This is a genomic window from Micrococcus sp. HG099 (assembly GCF_024723355.1).
GTDB lineage: Bacteria > Actinomycetota > Actinomycetes > Actinomycetales > Micrococcaceae > Micrococcus > Micrococcus endophyticus.
Genome location: NZ_JANQCJ010000169.1, coordinates 1 through 3731, shown reverse-complemented (window position 1 = coordinate 3731; position 3731 = coordinate 1). Strand labels below are relative to the sequence as shown.

Below are 3731 nucleotides of genomic sequence, written 5' to 3'. Positions count from 1 at the left end.
CGCCCCTCTGCCGCACCTCCACGGCGCCGGCCGCGTGCAGCTCCGCGGCCACGGCGCGGGCCTCGTCCATGAGGTCGCGCCACGCCTCTCCCCCGCCCACCGCGCGGAGGGCGCAGGGTGGAGGCATGGCCACGCAGAAGAAGTCCGAGTCCGACACCCCGCAGATCAAGGACCCCGAGATGTACGAGGCGCTCCGCCGAGACGGCGCCTCGAAGGAGAAGGCCGCGCGCATCTCCAATGCGGCCGCCCGCGACGGGCGCGAGGAGGTCGCGGAGCGCGGCGGCGAGTCCGAGTCCTACGAGGAGTGGACCGTGGACGAGCTCAAGGACCGCGCCAAGGAGTTGGACCTCACCGGGTACTCGGACAAGCGCAAGGACGAACTCATCGCGATGCTGCGGGAGCACTGAGCGCTGAGCGCCGAGCCTCCTGCGGCGGTCTGGAACCCGCCGCCTCCAGGGGACTGACGACGTCCCCCGGACGGGAGGAGGATGCGCGTGTCCCCACCCCAGGGCTCGGGAACCGGGCCCGCCACCGCAGGAGGAGCATCCATGACCACCATGAAGGCCGTCCGTTTCACCGCCTACAAGACGTTCCCGGAGCTCAAGGAGATCGAGCGCCCCACCCCCGGCCCCGGCGAGGTGCTGCTCAAGGTGGCCGGCGCCGGCGCCTGCCACTCGGACGTCGCCGTCTACGACGAGTTCGAGCCCGGCATGAACCCGCTCGTGGACCCGGAGTACACGCTGGGCCACGAGACGTCCGGCTGGGTGGAGGAGCTCGGCGAGGGCGTCACCGGCTTCGAGGTCGGCTCCGCGCAGCTCGTCTACGGCCCGGTGGGCTGCGGCCACTGCCCGGCCTGCTCGCGCGGCCAGGACACCTACTGCCAGAACGTGGCCGAGATGGACTACGCCGGCATCGGCCTGGGCCGCGACGGCGGCATGGCCGAGTACGTGACCGTGCCGGCCCGCAACCTCGTCCCCCTGGGCGACGCCGACCCCGTCCCCGCCTCGGCCCTCGCCGACGCCGGCCTCACCCCGTACCACGCGATCAAGCTGGCCCTGCCGCGCCTGAACCGCGCCGGCGCCTACGCGCTCGTGGTGGGCCTGGGCGGCCTGGGCCTGATGGCCGTGCAGATCCTCAAGGCCCTGACCGGCGCCACCGTGATCGCCACGGACATGAAGCCCGAGGCCATGGCGGAGGCGGAGAAGTACGGCGCGGTGACCGTGCCCTCCGGCGAGGACCAGCTGGCCCGCATCCGCGAGATCACCGGCGGCCGCGGCGTGGACGCCGCCTTCGACTTCGTGGGCATCGCCGCCACCGCCCGCGCCGCCCTGGACTCGGCCGCCGTGCAGTCCCGCGTGACCATCGTGGGCATCGGCAACGGCTCCACGATCGACTGGTCCTTCCTCTCCACGCCGTACGAGGCGGAGCTGGTGACCACCTACTGGGGCACCGTCGAGGAGCTGCACGAGCTCGCCGGCCTCTACCGGGACGGCAAGGTCGAGCCGCTCTACACCACCTACGCGATGGACGGCGCCCTGCAGGCCTACCGCGACCTGCAGGACGGCAAGATCTCCGGCCGCGCCGTCGTCGTGCCCCACGGCCAGGCCTGACCCGCCCCGGCCACGGCGTCCCGCATCCCGGGGCGGGGCGCCGTCCCCGTGCCCGGTGGACGTTCCGGGCCGCGGCGGCCATCATGGGGCGATCCACGGGAGACCGCCGCGAGAGGAGCCTGTATGCGGATCGACCTGAACAGCGACGTCGGCGAGTCGTTCGGCAGCTGGACGATGGGCGACGACGCCGCGATCCTGCGGTCCGTCTCCTCGGCCAACGTGGCCTGCGGCTTCCACGCCGGCGACCCCTCGGGCATCGCGCGGACGTGCCGCGAGGCCGTGGCCGCGGGCGTCGTGATCGGCGCCCACGTGGGCTACCGGGACCTCGCCGGCTTCGGCCGGCGCTTCCTGGACTGCTCGCCGACGGAGCTCGCCGACGACGTGCTCTACCAGCTGGGGGCGCTCGAGGCCCTGGCCCGCGCGGCCGGCGGCGGGATCCGCTACGTGAAGCCCCACGGCGCGCTGTACAACGCGATCGTGCACCACGAGGCGCACGCGCAGGCCGTGGTCGACGCCGTGAAGGCCTTCGGCGGCGACCTGCCGCTGCTCCTGCTGCCCGGCTCCGTGGCGCTCGCCCAGGCCGAGCGGGCCGGACTGCGCGGCGTGGCCGAGGCTTTCGCCGACCGCGGCTACACCCCCGCGGGCACGCTCGTGCCGCGCGGCGAGCCGGGCGCCGTCCTGCACGACGCGCAGGCCGTGGCCGCCCGCATGGTGCGCCTGGCGCACGAGGGCGTGGTCGAGGCGGTGGACGGCACGGACGTGCGCGTGGCCGCCGAGAGCATCTGCCTGCACGGGGACACCCCCGGCGCCGTCGCCATGGCCGCCGCCGTCCGCACCGGGCTCGAGGACGCGGGCGTGAGCGTGCGGGCGTTCGTGTGAGCGTGTCCTGCACGGCGCCCGCGCTGCGCTGGGCCGGGCCCCGGGCCTTCCTCGTGGAGTGCGCGGACCTGCCCGCGGTCATGGCGCTGCGCGCCCACCTGCGGGCGCACCCGTTCCCGGGGCAGCGGGAGGCCGTGGCCGCGGCCGCCACCATGCTCGTGGCGTTCCGCACCCGCGACGAGGCGCTCGCCGCCGCGCGGACCGTCACGTCCATCGCCCCAGACGCCCCTGACCTCGCCGCGGCGCGCACGGTCACCGTGGACGTCCGGTACGACGGCGAGGACCTCGACGACGTCGCCGCGGTCGCCGGGATGAGCGTCGAGGCGGTGATCGCGGCGCACTCCGAGGCCGCGTGGGTGGGCGCCTTCGGCGGCTTCGCCCCGGGCTTCACGTACTGCACCGCGGATCCGGCCCCCTTCGACGTGCCCCGCCGCGCCAGCCCCCGCACGGCCGTGCCCGCCGGATCGGTGGCCGTGGCCGGCCGGTTCTCCGCCGTCTACCCGCGCGCCTCCCCTGGCGGCTGGCGGCTGCTCGGCCGCACGGACGCGGTCCTGTGGGACCTCGAGCGCCCCGAGCCCGCCCTCCTGCGCCCCGGCGACCGGGTCCGGTACCGCCCGGTGCGCGCGCTCGCCACGCTCACGACGACGGCGCCCGACCCCGCCTCCGCCCCGGCGTCGGAGGGCTCGCCGACGCCCGCCGCGACGTCCCCCGATCCGGCTTCGACGCCCCCCGAGCCGGCCCCGACGTCCGCCGACACCCCGGGCCTGACGGTCGTCGCCCCCGGCCTGCAGTCGCTGGTCCAGGACCTCGGCCGCCCCGGCCGCGGGGACCTGGGTGTCACCGCCTCGGGCGCCGCCGACCGCGACGCCGCGCGCCAGGCGAACCGGCTCGTGGGCAACGCCCCGGACGAGGCCGTCGTCGAGGCCCTGCTCGGCGGCCTGGCACTCACCGCCCGCGGCACGCAGGTGCTCGCGCTGGCCGGCGCGGACGCCCGCGCCCGGATCTCCGGCCCGGCCGGCTCTCGTCCGGCCCCGGTGCGCCGGCCCTTCGCCGTGCTGGACGGCGAGACCCTCACCCTCGAGGAGCCCGCGGCCGGCCTGCGCACGTACGTGGGGCTGCGCGGGGGGATCGAGGCGCCCCTCGTGCTGGGCAGCCGGTCCACGGACGTGATGTCCGGCCTCGGCCCTGCCCCGCTGGCCGCCCGTGCGGACCTGCCCCTGTCTCTTATACACCTCCGACGCT

At 76.1% G+C, this 3731-nt stretch carries 5 protein-coding genes; 4 read left to right on the top strand and 1 reads right to left on the bottom strand.

The features are described from left to right. The coding region (locus tag NWP10_RS10960) for a DUF3253 domain-containing protein (RefSeq protein WP_258300932.1) at positions 1–127 on the bottom strand (127 nt) is incomplete at its 3' end. Here NWP10_RS10960 and NWP10_RS10955 point away from each other — a divergent pair. From NWP10_RS10955 to NWP10_RS10940, 4 genes are all read left to right on the top strand, one after another. Continuing rightward, positions 126–407, top strand: a complete 282-nt coding sequence (locus NWP10_RS10955) for a Rho termination factor N-terminal domain-containing protein (protein WP_258300930.1) — start codon at positions 126–128, stop codon at positions 405–407. The genes NWP10_RS10960 and NWP10_RS10955 overlap by 2 nt on opposite strands. Positions 408–557: 150 nt before the next feature. Further along, on the top strand, positions 558–1610 hold the full coding sequence (locus NWP10_RS10950; RefSeq protein WP_258300931.1) for an NAD(P)-dependent alcohol dehydrogenase: 1053 nt from the start codon (positions 558–560) through the stop codon (positions 1608–1610). A gap of 123 nt (positions 1611–1733) precedes the next feature. After that, on the top strand, positions 1734–2489 hold the full coding sequence (locus NWP10_RS10945) for a LamB/YcsF family protein (RefSeq protein WP_258300929.1): 756 nt from the start codon (positions 1734–1736) through the stop codon (positions 2487–2489). After that, positions 2486–3731, top strand: a 1246-nt coding sequence (locus NWP10_RS10940) for a carboxyltransferase domain-containing protein (RefSeq protein WP_258300928.1), incomplete at its 3' end; no start/stop codon positions are given. The genes NWP10_RS10945 and NWP10_RS10940, both read left to right, overlap by 4 nt.